This window comes from Brevibacterium sp. LAARM3_SD1 (genome assembly GCF_057364765.1).
On the sequence record NZ_JBNFOL010000007.1, the window covers coordinates 19179 to 35756 of the forward strand.

Sequence of the window (16578 nt, forward strand, 5' to 3'; positions counted from 1 at the left end):
AGCAGGGTGGGGCGCCGCCTTTCTGCGTCGATAGCGTCGAAGCATGACTTCGACGGACTTCTCGTACCCCCAGCCCACCGACGATGAGCTCGCGGCACAGCAGCCCCGAGTCCCAGCCCCTCCCGTCCATCCCGTCTATGCCTCGCCGCGGCCCGACGATCTGGCTGATGCGCACAACGGCGTCAACACTCGAATGGATGGCGCCGCCTCGGTGAAGTCGCCGACGCTGGGCAAGGTGGCCGTGGCGCTCTCGATCGTCGCCATGGCCCTGAGCCTGGCCGCCTCGGTGATCCTGGGCGTGACCGTCGGGCCGTCCGAGGCCGCGTCCGGCTACTACTTCACGGACACACCGGATTGGTATCAGACCCTGGCGACCGTTCTCGTCGGAGTTCAGGGCCTGTGCACTTGCTTAGGTCTCACAGGCATCATCCTCGGCATCACGGCCGCGGTCACCGGGCGGGGCCGAACACCCGGCATCATCGCCATCGCGATTGCAGCGATCGCCCCGTTCGTCTCGTTCGGCACATTCGTCGCCCTCGCCTTCATCGCCGCCTGATCTCCCGGCTCCGCCGAAAAACGGGCTGAGCGTCGAGGCACGGGTGTGCGCGTGCGTTTCTCGACGCCCATCCCGTTTTTCGGCGATCTGTCCGACTTCTTCTACGGTGCCAGACGATCCGGGTCAACGATATTCCGGAGCCGATCGCGGAATAGAATGAGGGGATGACGACCTTGCCGCTGACCCCCGCCTCGGCGGATCATGGGCGCCTGCACTGCGGGTATTTCGAGCGCGGGGAATGCCGTTCCTGCGCGCTCATCGAGACGCCTTATGGGCAGCAGATCACGGATAAGGAGTCCTGGTGCCGGGAGACCCTCGCCGAGGCAGCGCCCCGGATTTGGCTGCCGACCTTCGCCGGCGGGGCACGGGATTTCAGAAATCGGGCGAAGCTCGCCGTCGGCGGGTCGGCCAGGCACGTCACCTTGGGCATCCTCGATCAGGAGTTCCACGGGGTCGATCTGCGTGATTGTGGAATTCAGGCCCCGGCGATCCGTGCGGTGATTCCGGTGCTTGCGGACTTCCTCGATGGCACCGGCTCGAGCCCTACGATGTCTCTGCTCGCCGTGGGGAGCTGAAGTTCGTCCATGTCACGGCGGCGCCGTCGGGTGAGCTGATGATCCGGTTCGTCGTCCGCACTCAGCACGGTCTCGATGTGCTGCGGTCGCGGAAGGAATCATTCTTTGAACTCGTCCCCGATGCGTCCGTGGTGTCGGTGAATCTGCTGCCCGAGCACAAGGCCGTGCTCGAAGGCAGCCGCGAGGAAATGCTCCGCGGGGAATCGCTGCGGATGAACCTTGATCGGGTCGATCTGCATCTGCGGCCGCAGAGTTTCTTCCAGACCAATACCGCTGTCGCCGTCGGTCTCTACAACCAAGTGTCTGAGTGGGTGGATGCGGTGGAAGCGTCGAACCTGTGGGATCTCTACTGCGGTGTCGGCGGGTTCGCGCTCTACTGTGCGGGCCCGTCCCGTCGGGGCACCGGAGTAGAGGTCAGTGAGCAGGCGATCGAGTCCGCGAAGGTCAGCGCGGCCGAGCTCGGCATCGACGCTCGCTTCCTCGCCGGCGATGCCACGGAGTTCGCTGAGGAGAACTTGGCGGCATCAACCGGCGTCGAACGACCGGACTGCGTGATCGTCAACCCGCCTCGGCGAGGGATCGGTGCACGTCTGTCGGCGGCCCTGGAGAATTCCGGCGTCGAGCACATCGTCTATTCGAGCTGCAATCCCGTCTCTCTGGCGAAGGATCTCGCGCGGATGCCCGCATATGAAGTGGCTCAGGCACGGATCTTCGACATGTTCCCGCACACGAAGCATCTCGAGGTCGCGGTCCTGCTCCAGAGGCGGTGAGCGCGCCTGCTCGTCGCTGGATTCTGCAAAAACGGTATCGCTTCGAGCCCGCAGGTTGTAGGCTCGTTGCCGATGACCGGACAGGCATATAGCCGCTCACGGATCGGTAACCCGGTCGACGGTTGAGCCGCAGAGGTCACGAGCGTTCTGCTCGCGGTCCTCCTCATGATGAAGTCATTTCTCAATTCTCAGTTCACCATGCCCGAAAACATCTCGGGCTATCAGCGAACCACCCTCCATCCGAAAAGGGACTTCATCATGTCAGCAACCTTCAACCACACCATCGTCGCCGCAGCCGATCCAGCCGCCTCGGCGCAGTTCTATGTCGATATTCTCGAAGCCGAGCACACCCAGTCCTGGGGACCGTTCGCCAACATCATGCTCTCCGGCGGGGTCATGCTCCAGTTCGCCTCTCCCCCGCCTGAGTACGACATCCTGCCCGTGCACATGGCCTTCCTCTGCTCGGACGACCACTTCGGTCGAGCCCTTGACCTGCTGAAACAGCGCGAGCTTGACTACTGGGCGGACCCACAGCGCACTCGCCCGCAGGAGACGAACACCGAGCACGGGGGTCGCGGTGTCTACTTCCTCGACCCGTCGGGAATGTATCTCGAGCTCATCACTCGTCCATACCTCTGAGCAGCGGCTGCCCCTCGCCGACCGATCGAGCCAGCGTCCACCGCTCGCCGCATAACTCGGCACAGCGACGACAATTCGAGCGGTCGGCGGGGCCCGGCAGCGCCAGTACTCCACCGCGAGAAGACTCACACTCTGCTGTTTCCGCGCTCATACATGTGGCGATTCGGCGGCGAGCGCATAGACTCGTCAGTCGCACGGCCCCACGAACGACCCAGTTCGCGGGGCCTGTTGTGTAATCTGCCCGATCCCACCCGCTGAACCGGCGATTGCTCATGCCCGCCACCGAGGCGGCTACGAGTCCGGAGACCACGATGACGATGCTGAACTCACCCACCCCCGAACCCGCAAGCGGCACTGCAGGCGGTTCCGACCGCTCAACCGCGTCCGCTTCCTCGAGCGGGTCAGACGACCCTCCCCCTGCCGGCGGGGCCGGATCCGCACTTGATGCGGCCGACTCCCCTACGGCACCCGATGCAGCCCCACACTCCAACCGAGTGGGGAAAGTCTTTGTATGCTCGGTCGCCGTCGTCATCGCCTTCATGGTGTGGGCGACAATCGCACCCGATGCGCTCTCTGACCTCATGACGCGAGCCATGACGACGGTGTCCACCGGATTCGGCTGGATCTACCTCGTCGTTCCGTTCGCCGCGATCGCGATGCTCGTGTGGTTCGCCGCCAGTCGATTCGGTCGCCTCCGCCTCGGCTCGCAGGACTCGCGTCCCGAATACCGCACGATCACCTGGCTCGCGATGATCCTCGCAGCTGTGATGGGAATCGGCCTGGTCAGCTACGGAGTGGCCGAACCGATGTCGCACTTCATGACCCCACCCCACGAACTGGCCGAGCCGGAGACCATGGACGCGGCGATTCGCGCGATGCAGTTCTCCTATCTCGACTGGGGCTTCCAAGCCTGGGCGATCTTCGGCGTCTTCGGACTGGCGATCGGCTACTCCACCCACAGAAAGGGCCGACCGGCACTCGTATCCACGATGCTGCGCCCCGTCCTCGGCCGCTTCGTCGACGGCTGGGTCGGCAACGTCATCGACATCCTCACCATCATCGCCACACTCTTCGGGACGACGACGTCCCTGGGGCTCGGCGCCTCGCAGATCGGAGAGGGACTCAACACCGTCCTCGGCGTGGAATCCACCATCGTCATGCAGATCATCGTCATCACTGTGCTCACCCTCCTCTTCACCGGTTCGGCACTGACCGGAGTGAGCCGAGGCATCAAGTACATCTCGCAGATCACGCTGACCATGGCGACTCTGCTGGGGCTCTTCGTCTTCATCACCGGACCCAGCGGCTTCGTCTCCAACCTGTTCGTCCGGTCCGTCGGAGCCTTCGCCGGAGACTTCATCGAACTCAGCTTCATGACACCCACGAATGCCGAAGACAGCGAATGGATGCTCGGCTGGACCTACTTCATGATGGCGTGGTGGCTGTCCTGGAGCGCCTTCGTCGGCATCTTCCTGGCCAAGATCTCGAAGGGCCGGACCATCCGGGAATTCGTCTCCGGAGTCCTTCTCGTTCCCAGCGCCGTGTTCTTCATCTGGTTCACCGTCATGGGCGGTTCGGCGATCAAGTTCGACATGGACGGGGCCCGAATCGGTGACGCCACTCAGGACAACCTCGACACCGCGTTCTTCAGCCTCCTCGATCAGCTGCCGCTGTCCATGCTCGCCTCGGTCTTCACGATCATCATGGTCACCCTGTTCTTCGTCTCCTCCGCAGACTCGAATACCTTCGTGCTCAGCTCGCTGTCCTCACACGGGACGTTCGCTCCCCGACGTCCCGTGATCGCGACCTGGGGCTTCCTCACCGGAGGCTGCGCGGTCGTCCTACTCCTCGTCGGTGGACTGCAGGCCCTGCAGCAGGCGGCGATGCTCTCAGCGGTTCCGTTCACCGTCATCGTGGTCGTCCTCGGCATCGCGCTGATCAAGGAGCTGCGCAGCGATCACCAGATCGTCGAGGAGGTCGCGCGCGAGCGACGAGTCCTCGGGCTCTGACGCTCGGCCCGACCGCGCCGAAAAGTCGGCGCAAGCGGACCGGACACATTCACCGCAGCTTGGCGGTCACCTCGGCGGCGGCGGCCTTGACCTGGTCGACGATCGGATCGGTGTCCTCGGGCAGGGTCTCGGTGACGAACGAGAGGCCGATGGCCGCGATCGGGCGACCCAACACGTCGAACACCGGTGCCGCGAGCGTCGAGATCCCGGGCGTGACTTCGCCGTGTTCGATCGCGGTGCCGGTCCGTCGCTCCTGAGCGAGCACCGCGTTGAGCGCTTTCACCGAGGTCGGGCCCTTGCCCGTGCGCGTAACGAACTCGGTCTCTGACTGCAGCATCGCGAGCACCTCAGATTTCGGCAGCTGAGCGAGGATCGCCCGCCCAGTCGCCGTGAGGTAGCTGGGCATGCGCACACCGGTGGCGGTGATGACCGCGACGGATTTCAGGGACTGCTCCTTGAGCACGTACTCCGTCTCCCAGCCGCGGATCACGGCCAACTGCGCAGTCGTCGCAGTATCCTCGGCGAGCTGCCGGACGATCGGCTGCGCCAACCGCTGCAGGGGGTTCGTCCGCAGGTAGGACGCCCCGAGCTCGTGCACGCCGGCTCCGAGCACATACCCGGATTCGGTGCGCGCCACGAGCCCGAGCTCCTCCAACACGGCGAGGATGTCATACGCACTCGACCGCGGGATCTCGAGCGACCGGACCAGGGCGCCGGCCGTGATCGATCGGTTCGACGAGGCCATATGCCGCAGGATCGCAATCGCCCGCCGCAGTGCGGGAACCTCAGCCACGCTCTGCACCTCCGATCCCGGCACCCTCGGGTGCGCACGCTCCGACGACCTCAGCCACGACTCAGCCCTCCATCTCCAACGCGGCGAAAGCCTTCGCGTAGAGTTCGGCGATATCGCCGAGCTCGGTGTGCACTCCGTCGCGCACGCGGACCTTCCCGCCGCTGACGGTCAGATGCACATCGCTCGCGCTGGCCGTGAGGATGATCTGCTCGTCCAGCGACCCCATGGTTCGCATGCTGTCGGTGCGCAGAGCCACGAAGTCACACGCCTTCCCGACCTCGAGGGAACCGACCGAGAGGTCGAGGCTGCGTGCCCCGCCTTCGGTGAGCGCGGTGATGAGTTCGGCCGGTGAGAACCGTCCGCGCTGGCCGGAGCGCAGCCGCTCCCCCGCGTCGAGTCCCTGGGTCTCGCGCAGAGCGTCGAGGACGACGTGCTGGTCAGAGCCGAGCGAGATCACGGCTCCGGCGTCGGCGAGCTCCCGGGCCGGTCCGATGCCGTCGGCGAGGTCCGCCTCGGTGCACGGGCACATGACGATCGTCGACCGGGCGCCTGCGAGGATCGCGATGTCCTCCTCGCTCAGGTGAGTGGCGTGGACGGCCGAGAGCCGGTCGTCGACGACGCCCGAGCGGGCGAGCACCTCGGTGGGGCTGGCCCCGTACGCTGCCTGTGAGGCGTCATTTTCGGCTGTCTGTTCGGATAGATGCACGTGCACAGGTCCGGACAGTTCGGTGAACCGCTGGAGATTCGCCGCCGGGACCGCGCGAATCGAATGGATCGCGGCACCGACGTGGACGAAGCTCTCGCCTGGAGCGTTGACCGGAAATTCGTCGGCAAAGGTGTCGATCAGGCCGGCGTGCCGGTCCATGTATCCGTCGATCGTGCCGTCGCCGAATCGGGACTGTTCGGCCGAGAGTTCGGCGTCGATGCCGCCGGTGAGATAGCAGGTGTCGAGCAGTCGGATGGCCGGATCCCCGCCGAGGCGGCCGCCCGTGCCAGCGCTCGTTCCATCGCGTGGGCGCGGAGTCCGGCATCGTCGCTCGCGTCCCGCGGGACGCTCGGTGCCGTACGGCGTTCCGTCCTGCGCGTGGTGGACGTAGTGGAATTCGCCCACCGAGGTGTAGCCGCCGGCGAGCATCTCGGCGAACACTGCGCGCGCCACGGTCTCATAGGACTGAGGGTCGAGTTTCGCGGCGACGGAGTACATGACTTCGCGCCAGGTCCAGAACGTGCCGCCGTCACCATGAGTGCGTCCACGCAGCATCCGGTGGAAGGCGTGGGAGTGCGCATTGACTGCGCCGGGCAGGGCGAATCCGTGCACGGCTTCGGCGTCGGGCGGCGCGGGATCGATCCCCGTCTCGACGGCGGTGAGTGTTCCGGTGTCGTCGGCGCTCAGCAGGACTCCGCAGGCGACAGCTCCGTCGATCCAGGCGGATTCGCACCAGTAGCGGGTGCTCATTGCGCACCTCCTGTCGTCGGGCCCCCGGTCCTGTCGTCGGCAAGGGCATTTTCGATGCCGAGTTCGCGGGCGAGCACCTTGACGAGCGCATCGACTCCGGCCCTCTGGTCGTCGACCTCGCAGGCCTCTTCGGGAGCGTGGGAGACGCCGGTCGGGTTGCGGACGTAGAGCATCGCCGAAGGCACATGGGGTGCGAGGATGCCCGCATCGTGGCCGGCGCCCGAGGGCAGCAGCGGTGCGTCCGGCAGCACCGAGGTCAAGCGGGAGTTGAGATCGGCGGTGAAGTGAGTCGTCGGCGAGTAGGACTCCTGCGAGATCGTCACCTCGACACCTGAATCGGAGCCATGGTCCTGGGCGCGGTGGCTGATCGCCTCGAGCACCTGCTTGACGACCGCGTCGTCAGGGTGGCGGATGTCGACCCAGAAGCTCATGGACGAGGCAATGACGTTCGTCCCGCCCGGGTGGATGAGAGTGCGCCCCACGGTCGCCACGGCAGTCGCGTCAGTGGCGGCCGCTAGGGTCGGGATATCCCCGATCACGCGGGAAGCTGCGACCACCGGGTCGGCGCGATGGCTCATCGGCGTCGTCCCGGCATGGTTGCCCTGGCCGGAGAAGGCGAAGTGCCAGCGACCGTGGCCGATGATCGAGGAGCCGATGGCGACGGCCTGATCGGTGCCTGCCAGACCGATGCCCTGTTCGACATGGAGTTCGATGAAGGAACCGATTCCGGCCAGCCGAGACTGGTCACGCCCGATCCGATCCGGATCGAGGCCATAGCCACGGGCGACGTCGGCGAAGGATTCACCGGCGGCGTCCTTGAGACCGAGTGCACGGTCAGCGTCGATGGCACCGGTGAGCAGCCGCGAACCGAGGCAGGCGACGCCGAAGCGTGAACCTTCTTCCTCGGGGAACACGGCCAGCCCGAAGGGCCGGGTGGACTGTTGGAGTGCGCCGGAGTCCTTGAGAACGTCGAAGGCCGCCAGCGCCGAGGCGACGCCGAGGGGGCCGTCGAACTCGCCGCCGCCGGGCACGGAGTCGAGGTGGGAACCGGTGACCACGGCATTGTCACCAGGCGGGGTGCCCCATGCCCAGGTGATGCCGTTGGCATCGATCTCGGTATCGAGACCGCGGCGGGCCGCCTCGGCGAGGAACCACTCACGCAGGTCCCGTTCGGTGTCCGAGAATCCGGGCCGCTGGTAGCCCGGACCGCGGGTGTCGCGGCCGGTGTCCTCGATCTGGCTCAGCAGCGAGACGACATCGCTCATTGTCAGTTCACTCCGTTCGAAATCGGTCGGGGCCGGTCGATGGCCGGCTCCGGTGCGGACGAGCCGCGGGGCGGGGCAGACGACTGTGCGAGACCGGCCCCTGCCCGGTGTCAGTCCTGGTGGGTGGTGGCTGCTGAGGTGCCCGAAGCCTCGGCGGCGGCTTCGAGGTTGCCCAGCGCAGTGAACTCGGGATCGTTGACGGCCGGTCCGCCGTCTTCCGGCTGCCAGGTTCCGGCGGCGGAGGTGACGGTGTGGGTCAGCGGTGCGACCGACTCGGCGGTTGCGACCAGCGTTCCGTCCTTGACCTTCGCGATGGTCTCGGCGAGTTCGGGCGAGAGGAACCGGTCAGGGCCTGGTCCGGGAACGGTCTCACGGATCTTCGCGATCACGGCTCCGGTCACCGGTGCCGGTGCGGCGTCGCGCATATCGCAGGCACGGGAAGCTGCGTAGAGTTCGATGCCGACGACGGAGGCGAGGTTGTCGACGACCTTGCGCAGTTTGCGAGCGGCCGACCACCCCATGGACACGTGGTCTTCCTGCATGGCCGAGGACGGGATCGAGTCGACCGAGGCCGGTGTCGCGCCCCGCTTGGCCTCGGAGACCATGGCCGCCTGCGTGTAGTGGGCGATCATCAGGCCCGAGTCGACGCCGGCATCATCGGCGAGGAACGGGGTGAGGTTCTGATTGCGGGCAACATCCATCATCCGGTCGGTGCGGCGCTCGGACATCGAGGCGACGTCCGCGGCGACGATGGCGAGGAAGTCCAGGGCATGGGCCAGGGGCGCTCCGTGGAAGTTGCCGTTCGAGGACACCATTCCGTTCGTGAGCACGACCGGGTTGTCGATGGCGGCGCGCAGCTCGCGTTCGGCGACCTGGGTGGCGAAGGCGACGGCGTCACGCGCGGCGCCGTTGACCTGCGGGGCACAGCGCATCGAGTACGCGTCCTGGACGAGGTGGGTGGAGTCGCGGTGGCTGGCGGTGATGCCCGAGTCCTTGAGCGAGGCGAGCATGTTCGCAGCCGAGGCGGCCTGACCGTCGTGGGGGCGCAGCGCGTAGTGGAGTTCGGGGGCGAAGACGGCGTCGGTGCCGAAGAGTCCTTCGATGCTCATGGCCGCGGACACGTCGACGGCGGTGAGCAGGTTCTCCAAGTCGGTCAGGGCCATGATGAGCATGCCCAGCATGCCGTCGGTGCCGTTGACGAGCGCGAGGCCTTCCTTCTCGGCCAGGGTGACCGGGGTGATTCCGGCCTTCGCGAGGATCTCATCGGCGGGCCCGGCCACTCCGTCGGGCCCCTCGGCCACGCCTTCGCCCATGACGACGAGTGCGCATGCCGACAGTGGTGCGAGGTCACCGGAGCAGCCGAGTGATCCGTACTCGTGGACGACCGGGGTGATTCCGGCGTTGAGCAGGTCGACATAGGTCTGGAGGACTTCGGCGCGGACGCCGGCCCGACCGGTGGCCAGGGTGCGGGCGCGCAGCAGCATGAGGGCGCGCACGACCTCGCGTTCGACGGGTTCGCCGACTCCGGCGGCGTGGGAGCGGATGAGGGACTTCTGCAGCTGGGTGCGCAGTTCGGCGGGGATGTGGCGCTGCGCGAGCGCGCCGAATCCGGTCGAGACTCCGTAGACGGGCTTCTCCGCCTGAGCGAGGGCGTCAATGGCCTCCCGGTACTTGTTCACCCGGGCCAGGGTGGCTTCGGACAGGGAGACCTTCGCGTCGTTGCGGGCGACGTCGACCACCTCGGCGAAGGTCAGCGTATCGGGGTCGAGGTCGATGAAGTCAGTCATCGGGTGCCTTTCTGTGAGTGCGTCTTGGATAAAGATGTCGTCTTCGGTCGTGTTCGCGGATGCCGGCGCGCGAGGGCACCGGAGCGCGGTGGGTCAGTTGCTGGGGCGGTTGTCGACGATGAGTTCGCCGGCGGAGTAGACGCGTTCGACCAGTTGGACGCCGGGCCGGTAGGCCAGGTGCCGGTAGCTGGGTGCGTCGAGGATGGCGAGGTCGGCGCGGGCTCCGACTCCGAGGTGTCCGACGTCGGTGCGCTGCAGGGCGTTGGCCCCTCCCGCGGTCGCTGCCCACACTGCCTGTTCCACGGTGAAGTGCATATCGCGCACGCCGATGGCGATGGCGAAGGGCACGCTGTTGGAGAATCCGGAGCCCGGGTTGCAATCGGTGGCGATGGCCAGCGAGACTCCGGCGTCGACGTAGCGGCGGGCGTCGGGGTAGGGCTGGCGGGTGGAGAATTCTATGCTCGGCAGCAGGGTCACCACGGTGCCCGCCTCGGCGAGGATCTTCAAGTCCTCATCGGAGGCGAAGGTCGCATGGTCGACGGAGACGCAGCCGAGTTCGGCGCCGAGCTTGAGCGCCCCGCCTTCGGTGAGCTGGTTCGCGTGCAGCCGCGGTTTCATGCCGGCGGCCTTGCCTGCCTCGATGATCCGCCGGGTCTGGTCCTCGGTGAAGGCCCCGGTTTCGCAGAACACGTCGATCCACTTCGCCTTGCCTTCGGCGGCCGGGATGATCTCGTCGATGACGAGGTCGACGTAGCGTTCCGGTTCGTCCTTGAACTCGGGCGGGACGACGTGCGCGGCGATGAGCGTCGATTCCTCGGTGTGCCGGTTGATGATGTCGAGCGCCTGGATCTCATCGGGCACGGTCAGTCCGTAGCCGGACTTGACCTCGAAGGTCGTCGTTCCCTGTCGTTTCGCCTGGTCGAGAAGGTGGACGAGGTTGGCTTCGAGCTCGGCCTCGGTGGCTGCGCGGGTGGCGGCGACGGTGGTGGCGATGCCTCCAGCCGAGTACTTCTGCCCGGCCATGCGGGCGGCGAACTCCTCGGACCGGTCGCCGGCGAAGATGAGGTGGTTGTGGCTGTCGACGAAGCCGGGGATGACGGCTTTCCCGCCGAGGTCGATCGTCTCGAGGCCGGCGAGATCATTCGCCGAGGTGACTTCCCCGTTGACGATGTCGTCGTCGTTGACGGCCTGTGACAGTTCCTCACCGCGGTGGTTCTCCAGCGCGGTGTCCGCCTCAGCGGACGGTCCGGACCAGACGACTCGGCCGTTGTCGATGAGCAGTGCGGCATCGGTGATGACCTCGAGTTCGCCGAGGCGGTCGAGGTCGTTGACGACCAATTCGCTGATCCCGGTGAGGAGCTGCATGACGGTCGGCCCTTTCCGATCGAGAGTTGTTCAGTCCCAGTATGGACCGCCCCATGGCAGGGCAGAACCGCCTCGGCAAATAATCGTCCGATATTTCGGACAACAGCGGACTGGGTCCTCGCGTGCCCGCGCCGTCGACGGCGGGCACAGTGGGACCGCTCGCGGCTCTCAGGGCATCGACCTATCAACCCATTCGGAGTTCGCCTTTGACGATCTTCCCCACCGAGTTCTTCGGCAGACTCTCACGCAGGTGGATCGACGCGGGCAGTTTGTAGCGGGCCAGGCATGAACTGAGGAAGGACAGCAGCTCTTCCTCGGCGGTGGTCGCCTCGCCACGCAAAGCGACATGGGCGATGACGATCTCACCGTACTTCTCATCAGGTTCCCCGACCACGGCCGCTTCGACGACCTGATCATGGCTGAGAAGGGCGTCCTCGATTTCTTTGGGGTAGATGTTCTCTCCACCACGGATGATGAGGTCTTTGATCCGATCGACGAGGACGAGGAAGCCGTCCTCATCGAGATACCCGACATCCCCGGTGTGCAGCCACCCGTCCTTAATCACCTCTGCAGTGGCCTCCGGCCGGTTGAGGTATCCGCGCATCACCGTCTTCCCGGCAATCACGACCTCTCCGACGCTTCCGGGGTCGAGCAGTTGGCCTCCGGGGTCGATGACCCCTACCTCCAGTCCTGGCAGTGCCGGTCCGACGGTTCCTGGCTTGCTCGTGCCGTCGTTCCGATTGATCGTGGCGCATACTGAGCATTCCGACAGGCCATATCCTTCGACCATGTCGACGTCGAATCGGGTCTCGAACCGGGTGATGGCGTCTGGGGACATCGGGGCAGCACCGCAGATAGCGAAGCGCAGAGAGCTCGCATCGACTTCTCGAGTCGTTGTCGCTTCGAGGATCGAGAAGATCGTCGGCACAGCGGAGAAGTAGCTGGGACGTTCCTCCTCTACGACGTCCCAGAAGGACTCAGGATCGAATTTCGGGATGATATGGACGCTGCCGCCGAGCATCAGAGGTGAGACCGTTCCCGCAAGCAGACCATTGCAGTGGAAGAGCGGAAGGACCAGCAGGCTGCGAGCGTTCTCACCGAAGTCGAGAGCGTTGAGAATCGACCACACCATTGCTGCGATGTTCGACTGCTCCAAAACACAACCCTTAGGCTTGCCTGTCGTCCCAGAGGTGTAGACGATTAGCGCAACGTCATCATCACGGACGTCACAAGAACTGTCCGAAGAGTTACTTTCACGGGACCCCACGTCTCGCCGGGTACCGATGTCACCGCGGAAGCACTCGTCGGTCGCTGGGAGGAAACCGATCCCGCGTCCCTCAGCAAGCCCTTCGGCGCGAGAGTCCCCTACCAGCAGGGAACAGCCGGAGTCATCAAGCTGAAAGACCACCTCGTCGTCAGTGAGCGCAGGGTTGATCGGGGTGAGCCCGGCACCGAGAGACCAGGTGGCGAACATTGTGGTGATGATTTCGGGGACATTGCGCAGCAGGACGCCTACGACCGAACCGCGAGCGACTCCGAATCGCGAACGCAGAACGTGGGCAGTGCCAGCGACGGCCGCGGCGAACTCCGCATTGTCGAAGCTGCCTCCAGGCCAACTGAGGGAGGGTCCGTGGGGGTTGGATCCGGCGCGGGCTTTGGGCAGCCCAACCACCTCAGTGACGGGATAAGTGAAGGATTCCGGAGCCCCTAGCCGAGCACGGCCACGGCGATCCGCGCTCTCAGTGACGTCCTTGTCGACAGTGACAGAATTCGAAGTGATCATGGCGTCACTCTAGCCACGCGTCTCTGCCCGTTCACTAGGCGCGGTGACCAAACCACGATCGACGTTTCGGTCAATGATACAAACGTAGCCTGCGCTTTCGTCGGCCCAGCCGTCCTCACTGTCTGCAATCGGCGGTACTGTGCACACATGGTCGATCATCTGCTCTGGCCTCCCAATGACGGGTCGAAGGCCGACAGCTCAACCGTTGAGGTGCGAACCTACGTTTCGCGGATCGCAGCGGGAATGACCCCGCACAGTCCCGAGCTCACGCGACGGGTCTACGACTATCTGGCAACGAAGATCACCGAGCTCGGCGCCGAACCGGCTCTCCTCGATCTCCTCAGTGCAAGCATCGCGGGAAATATCGAGACGATCCTCCACGCGCTTCAGCACGGTATCTCCTCGGACAACCTCGAACCGCCGACCGCCGCATTCGAATACGCCAGACGGCTGGCCCAGCGCGGAATCTCCGTCAATGCATTGGTCAGAGCCTATCGTTTGGGGCAGCAGAGATTGCTCCAGAGCGCCTACGACTTCGTCATCGAGGACGAGGACCTGCCGACCCAACTCGTCTCAGCGGTCTTCCAGCACCTCGTCGACGAGGTATCCGAATACATCGATTGGATTTCGCAGCGAGTCGCGGAACTCTACGAACAGGAACGAGAATCGTGGCTGGCTAATCGCACAACGGCCAGGGCGACCCAGGTAAGGCGAATCATCGCCGGTGAGAACATCGACGTCGCTGCGGCCGAGCGAATTCTCGGCTACAGCCTCGGTGGTCGCCATGTCGCGGTCATCGCATGGACCCATCACTCGACTCCCGATTCAAACGGCCAGTTGGGTCGGTTCACGACTGCGATCAGAGACCTCGCTGCTGCCCTCGGATCACACCGCACGTGTCTCATCATCGGCCGGGACCAGGACACGGCCTGGGGATGGCTGCCGGTGCCAACCGACTGGAATTATGACGACTCACTTCGCCGATGCGTTCCGCCTTCGGATTCGATCCACTTGGCAATCGGCTCAGCGCACGCCTTGTCTGACGGCTTCCGCCTCTCTCATCAGGAGGCTGAACGCGTGCAGCGCGTCTGCATCGCCGGACGCGCTCCAGCCGAACTGAGATCGCACGATGACCCGGGAATGGCCGTAACGTCACTGCTGGCCCACGATATCGAGGCGCCCGAGCATGGGTGAGATCGGTGCTCGGCCCACTGACCGACGACACCGAGGCAAATGCCCGACACCGGGATACACTCTCAGCTTTTCTGAGTCATGAGCTCAGCTACACGGCAACGGCGGCCGCAATGACCATGCACAAGAACTCGATCCGGTATCGAGTCGAAATTGCCGAAGCAGCCCTCGGAACGAGGTTGGCAGAGAACCGCTTCAATATCGAGGCCGCTCTGCACGCGCACCATTATCTCTATGGAGCCGACGGGTGACGGTCTAGGTACTCGGCTCACCGAGCCGGACATCACGGGAGGCAAAATAGAAGCGCTGCCCCTGCACGCTGGCTCCTGCTCAAGCAACATTCGGTGCTCGGATCTTGGGGTGAGGCGCGAGTTGTACCGGGAGTACAAATCCTTCACGCACATTCGGCTGAGAATCCATGGGATCCGGGTCACGCGATTCCTAGTCTGGGCTTAGGTCCACTGTCCGACATAGGAGTCGGGCACCTGCCGAGAAAGGAAGCGCCATGGGGTTCTCAACTCCCGTCGCCCCTCCGGTCGACATGGAGACATTCCAGTCGCAACCGCTGTCTGATCGGATCCGCGCCGTCGTCCTCCACTGGGTCGACTACGGCTTCGGCTCCCCACTCCTCTTTCACTGTATCTACATTATGAAGCTCGCCGTACTCTACATCGGACTCGGCGTCACCCTCGCGACGCTGACCTCCGGCCTCGGCGCTCCCTGGCATGTGGCCGACTGGTGGAACGAACCGATCGTCTATCAGAAGCTCGTGCTGTGGACACTGCTGCTCGAGACCATCGGCCTCGCCGGATCGTGGGGACCGCTAGCCGGTAAATTCAAGCCGATGACCGGGGGGTATCTGTTCTGGCTGCGTCCGGGCACCATCCGAATGCCGCCGTGGCCAGGCAAAGTCCCGGGTACCAACGGCTTCAACCGCACCATCGTCGATGTCGTGCTCTATGCTCTGTTGCTCGTGGCGACTTTCGTACCGATCGTCATGCCCGGTTCACCCGGTGCCACGGTGGCATCGAACTACCCCGAGGGCTTCGGCAACCTCGTCTCACCTGTAATGATGATCGCGCCGCTGGTTCTGCTGGCCCTCGTCGGCCTGCGCGACAAAGTCATCTTCATCGCTGCCCGTGCCGAACAGTACGGCCCCGCAGTGCTCATATTCGCACTCGTGCCGCTGCTGCCCGGAGGCTTCGTCGACATGATCATCATGCTCAAGCTGCTCATCGTCTCCGTCTGGATCGGTGCCGGTATCTCGAAGTTTGGAAAGCACTTCGCATTCGTCATCCCTCCGATGCTCTCAAATGCACCGATCGTCCCATCCAAACTGATCAAGCGCATGCACTACCGTAACTTCCCTGAGGACGTCCGTCCCGGAAAACTGGGTGTGAGCGTCGGTCACGGTCTGGGCACGCTCGTCGAGATTGCAACGCCGATCATTCTGCTGTTCACCACGAACTTCACTGTCGCGCTCGTCGCCGCTGGCCTGATGGTCTGCTTCCATCTCTTCATCACCGCGACCTTCCCGCTCGCGGTGCCGCTGGAATGGAACCTGCTATTTGCCTACACTGCCGGATTCCTCTTCATCGGATTCCCCAACGCCGACGGCTACAGCATCTACGACGCCTCCTCACCGTGGCTGGTCGTCGTGTCCTTGGCCGGCCTGTTCTTCTTCCCCGTGCTTGGCAACCTGCGCCCCGACCTCGTCGCGTTTACTCCGTCGATGCGTCAATACGCAGGAAACTGGGCGTCGGCCCTATGGGCCTTCCAACCCGGCGCCGAGGAGAAGCTCGAAGTCGTCACCCGTCCGACGAGGAACCAAGTCAACCAGCTGCAGCAGATGGGCTTTCCCCAGGAAGCCGCTGAGCTCACCGTCCAACAGACGCTCGGTTGGAGGTCGATGCACAGCCAGGGACGCGGCTTACTGTCTCTGCTCTACACCCACGTCACTGACATCGACCGGGCCACCGTGCGTGAGGCTGAATTCGCCTGCAACTCACTCGTCGGGTTCAACTTCGGCGACGGCCATCTGCACAACCACCACATGATCGCCGAACTTCAGCGTCGCTGCCACTTTAAGCCCGGCGAATTCATCGTCGCCTGGGTCGAGTCGCAGCCGATCCACAAGAATACACAGGAGTACATGGTCATCGACGCGGCCGTGGGTATCGTAGAGCGCGGCACTTGGAAGGTCGCCGATGCAGTCGCCGAGCAGCCCTGGCTGCCCAACGGCCCAATCCCTGTCAATGTCGCCTGGCGCGATCCGCACTACACCCCCGCTTCCGAGCGGTTGGCCGAGCAACCGAGTCAGGACCGTGGAAGCGTGGCCTCCACCGCCGAGGCGGCCGGTAAGTCCCGGATTGTCGACCACAACGGCTGA

Annotated in this window: 14 protein-coding genes; 8 read left to right on the forward strand and 6 right to left on the reverse strand. The window is 64.8% G+C overall.

Annotated features, from left to right (window positions below; all coding sequences use genetic code 11):
- Window positions 1-43: 43 nt before the first annotated feature.
- From AC2W7L_RS05755 to AC2W7L_RS05775, 5 genes are all read left to right on the forward strand, one after another.
- The gene (locus tag AC2W7L_RS05755; RefSeq protein WP_062239666.1) at window positions 44-556 is read left to right on the forward strand and encodes a hypothetical protein; all 513 of its coding nucleotides are present in this window, start codon (window positions 44-46) and stop codon (window positions 554-556) included.
- A 164-nt stretch (window positions 557-720) separates the two neighbouring features.
- Window positions 721-1131, forward strand: coding sequence for a hypothetical protein (locus AC2W7L_RS05760; protein WP_486003658.1), 411 nt, complete (start codon window positions 721-723; stop codon window positions 1129-1131).
- A 38-nt stretch (window positions 1132-1169) separates the two neighbouring features.
- On the forward strand, window positions 1170-1901 hold the full coding sequence (locus AC2W7L_RS05765) for a methyltransferase (protein WP_486003659.1): 732 nt from the start codon (window positions 1170-1172) through the stop codon (window positions 1899-1901).
- 258 nt (window positions 1902-2159) lie between these two features.
- Complete coding sequence (locus tag AC2W7L_RS05770) at window positions 2160-2540, forward strand: VOC family protein (protein WP_486003660.1); 381 nt, start codon at window positions 2160-2162, stop codon at window positions 2538-2540.
- A gap of 494 nt (window positions 2541-3034) precedes the next feature.
- Complete coding sequence (locus AC2W7L_RS05775; RefSeq protein ID WP_486003661.1) at window positions 3035-4549, forward strand: BCCT family transporter; 1515 nt, start codon at window positions 3035-3037, stop codon at window positions 4547-4549.
- A gap of 49 nt (window positions 4550-4598) precedes the next feature.
- Here AC2W7L_RS05775 and AC2W7L_RS05780 read toward each other — a convergent pair whose 3' ends face one another.
- The 6 genes from AC2W7L_RS05780 to AC2W7L_RS05805 form a co-directional block, all read right to left on the reverse strand.
- On the reverse strand, window positions 4599-5342 hold the full coding sequence (locus tag AC2W7L_RS05780) for an IclR family transcriptional regulator (protein WP_039211444.1): 744 nt from the start codon (window positions 5340-5342) through the stop codon (window positions 4599-4601).
- A 61-nt stretch (window positions 5343-5403) separates the two neighbouring features.
- A complete protein-coding gene (locus AC2W7L_RS05785; protein ID WP_486003662.1) occupies window positions 5404-6798 on the reverse strand; it encodes a formimidoylglutamate deiminase in 1395 nt (464 codons plus the stop codon).
- Window positions 6795-8063 (reverse strand): allantoate amidohydrolase, encoded by a 1269-nt coding sequence (locus AC2W7L_RS05790; RefSeq protein WP_486003663.1) that lies wholly within the window; start codon window positions 8061-8063, stop codon window positions 6795-6797. Before AC2W7L_RS05790 ends, AC2W7L_RS05785 begins: the two co-directional genes overlap by 4 nt.
- Window positions 8064-8173: 110 nt before the next feature.
- Entirely contained in the window at window positions 8174-9850 is a 1677-nt protein-coding gene (gene hutH / locus AC2W7L_RS05795) for a histidine ammonia-lyase (protein WP_486003664.1), read from the reverse strand.
- Window positions 9851-9943: 93 nt separating this feature from the next.
- Complete coding sequence (gene hutI, locus AC2W7L_RS05800; RefSeq protein ID WP_486003665.1) at window positions 9944-11215, reverse strand: imidazolonepropionase; 1272 nt, start codon at window positions 11213-11215, stop codon at window positions 9944-9946.
- 184 nt (window positions 11216-11399) lie between these two features.
- Window positions 11400-12998 (reverse strand): class I adenylate-forming enzyme family protein, encoded by a 1599-nt coding sequence (locus AC2W7L_RS05805; protein ID WP_486003666.1) that lies wholly within the window; start codon window positions 12996-12998, stop codon window positions 11400-11402.
- Window positions 12999-13145: 147 nt separating this feature from the next.
- Between AC2W7L_RS05805 and AC2W7L_RS05810 the strand changes: the two genes are divergently transcribed.
- From AC2W7L_RS05810 to AC2W7L_RS05820, 3 genes are all read left to right on the forward strand, one after another.
- Window positions 13146-14192: an RsbRD N-terminal domain-containing protein gene (locus tag AC2W7L_RS05810; RefSeq protein ID WP_486003667.1), complete on the forward strand. Its 1047-nt coding sequence runs from the start codon at window positions 13146-13148 to the stop codon at window positions 14190-14192.
- Window positions 14193-14197: 5 nt separating this feature from the next.
- Window positions 14198-14440, forward strand: a complete 243-nt coding sequence (locus AC2W7L_RS05815) for a helix-turn-helix domain-containing protein (RefSeq protein WP_486003759.1) — start codon at window positions 14198-14200, stop codon at window positions 14438-14440.
- 254 nt (window positions 14441-14694) lie between these two features.
- The gene (locus AC2W7L_RS05820) at window positions 14695-16578 is read left to right on the forward strand and encodes a DUF3556 domain-containing protein (RefSeq protein WP_486003668.1); all 1884 of its coding nucleotides are present in this window, start codon (window positions 14695-14697) and stop codon (window positions 16576-16578) included.

Coding starts and splice junctions, on each gene's coding strand:
- AC2W7L_RS05785 (WP_486003662.1), bottom strand. CDS start 6,798: ATGAGCACCCGCTACTGGTGCGAATCCGCCTGGATCGACGGAGCTGTC.
- AC2W7L_RS05755 (WP_062239666.1), top strand. CDS start 44: ATGACTTCGACGGACTTCTCGTACCCCCAGCCCACCGACGATGAGCTC.
- AC2W7L_RS05790 (WP_486003663.1), bottom strand. CDS start 8,063: ATGAGCGATGTCGTCTCGCTGCTGAGCCAGATCGAGGACACCGGCCGC.
- hutI (WP_486003665.1), bottom strand. CDS start 11,215: ATGCAGCTCCTCACCGGGATCAGCGAATTGGTCGTCAACGACCTCGAC.
- AC2W7L_RS05760 (WP_486003658.1), top strand. CDS start 721: ATGACGACCTTGCCGCTGACCCCCGCCTCGGCGGATCATGGGCGCCTG.
- AC2W7L_RS05765 (WP_486003659.1), top strand. CDS start 1,170: ATGATCCGGTTCGTCGTCCGCACTCAGCACGGTCTCGATGTGCTGCGG.
- AC2W7L_RS05810 (WP_486003667.1), top strand. CDS start 13,146: ATGGTCGATCATCTGCTCTGGCCTCCCAATGACGGGTCGAAGGCCGAC.
- AC2W7L_RS05820 (WP_486003668.1), top strand. CDS start 14,695: ATGGGGTTCTCAACTCCCGTCGCCCCTCCGGTCGACATGGAGACATTC.
- AC2W7L_RS05770 (WP_486003660.1), top strand. CDS start 2,160: ATGTCAGCAACCTTCAACCACACCATCGTCGCCGCAGCCGATCCAGCC.
- AC2W7L_RS05805 (WP_486003666.1), bottom strand. CDS start 12,998: ATGATCACTTCGAATTCTGTCACTGTCGACAAGGACGTCACTGAGAGC.
- hutH (WP_486003664.1), bottom strand. CDS start 9,850: ATGACTGACTTCATCGACCTCGACCCCGATACGCTGACCTTCGCCGAG.